We start from the raw sequence: 1,394 nt of genomic DNA, 5'->3' as shown, positions 1-1,394 counted from the left end.
AACGCGCTGTTGCTGTCCAATACTCAGTGTCGCTACATCTTTATGGTGATACTGGGCAGTAAGGCCTAAAGCATTTAATAACCGTATCGCTTCTTTTTGTAAGGCAGAGTTTTTATTTGATGATTTCTTTAATATTTTTTGTTTTCGGCTTTTTGAAAACTCACACCCAAGCGTTATATTTTCAATAGGAGTTAAATAAGGAAGCAGGTTAAAGTTTTGAAAAATGTAGCCAATGTGATCCGCTCTAAAAACATCACGGGTGGTATTGCTTAATGTAGTTAGGTTTTGGTCTAAAATTGATACCTCACCGCTGGTGGCTGTATTAATGCCAGCAAGAATCGCTAATAAGGTCGATTTACCTGAGCCACTAGGACCGTGTAAAAAAATATGCTCACCTTTTTCTATAACTAACTCTTTTATGTTGAGCGTGGGTGAGCTATCGCTTTTATGCCACTTAAAAGTTACGTTTTTCAGGTTTATCATTATCCGATTACCAACCCCAGTAGTTTAGATCTTTACGCATTTTTAGCTGTCTTATTATATTTAATGGCTTGGGTTTTAGTTTTTCGTTACTTTGTAAAAATTCATTAGCTGCATTTAATACGCGTTGGCTAGATTGGCCATCGGTATACGGATGAAGTTCCTGGCAATAGCTTTCAATATTTTGCATTAAATCACTAGGTTTAGTAAGCACGTGTTCAATAGCTGCTTCTACTTCATCTGCGTCGGTAATATCAAGTAAATGAGGAAGTGGTTTTTGATTACAAAACGTGACTACCGGTTTACGTAGTAGTAAAAACATTAAAAGAACTGACGATGTATCGCACAGCATAACATCAGCAGCTTGCAGTAACGGCAAAACGTTATCGGTTTCAATAAATGTTAGATTTTCGTTACTCAGCGCTTTATATTTATTAACCCATTCGGCAGGCATTTTAGGATGAAACTGCATCAAAATACGCCACTTACCTTGCTCACTAAAATGTTTTATTTGCTCATATAATTTAGGAGCAAGTGATAGCTTTCGTGAGAAAGTAGAGCATATAAGTAAAGTAGGGCGAGGGTCGTCGCTTACATAAGGATTATTTGAAGTGTTACTAAAAAGTGGATCGAGTGTTGGCCAGCCAGTTTCAGTTACTTTAAAGAAACCATGCTGCTTAGCTAGCTCTTTAAATCGGGTTGTTGTATTTGGGCCTTGCGTACAATATAAATCGTAACAACCACGAATAGTAAAATGACCACGATTACCTTCAGAGCTGCGCTTTTCAGAATTAAAACCATGAAATACAGCTACTTTTTTACCTGGAATAAAGCTAGGTACTATATTACCCGGTATAAACGTAATGTTTGGAGCCCAGCTTTTTACATCTTTTATGGTATGTAAACGTGGCTCG

Annotated in this window: 2 protein-coding genes; both read right to left on the bottom strand. The window is 37.2% G+C overall.

Translation table 11 applies throughout. The features are described from left to right. Nucleotides 1–483, bottom strand: a 483-nt coding sequence (locus L652_RS0101740; RefSeq protein ID WP_024603223.1) for an ATP-binding cassette domain-containing protein, incomplete at its 3' end; no start/stop codon positions are given. Nucleotides 484–490: 7 nt separating this feature from the next. Further along, a partial coding sequence (locus tag L652_RS0101735) for a CDP-glycerol--glycerophosphate glycerophosphotransferase (protein WP_024603222.1) occupies nt 491–1,394 on the bottom strand: 904 nt, incomplete at its 5' end.

This window comes from Pseudoalteromonas sp. TB25, from assembly GCF_000497995.1.
GTDB classification, from domain to species: domain Bacteria; phylum Pseudomonadota; class Gammaproteobacteria; order Enterobacterales; family Alteromonadaceae; genus Pseudoalteromonas; species Pseudoalteromonas distincta.
This window is presented reverse-complemented; position numbering and strand designations above follow the sequence as displayed.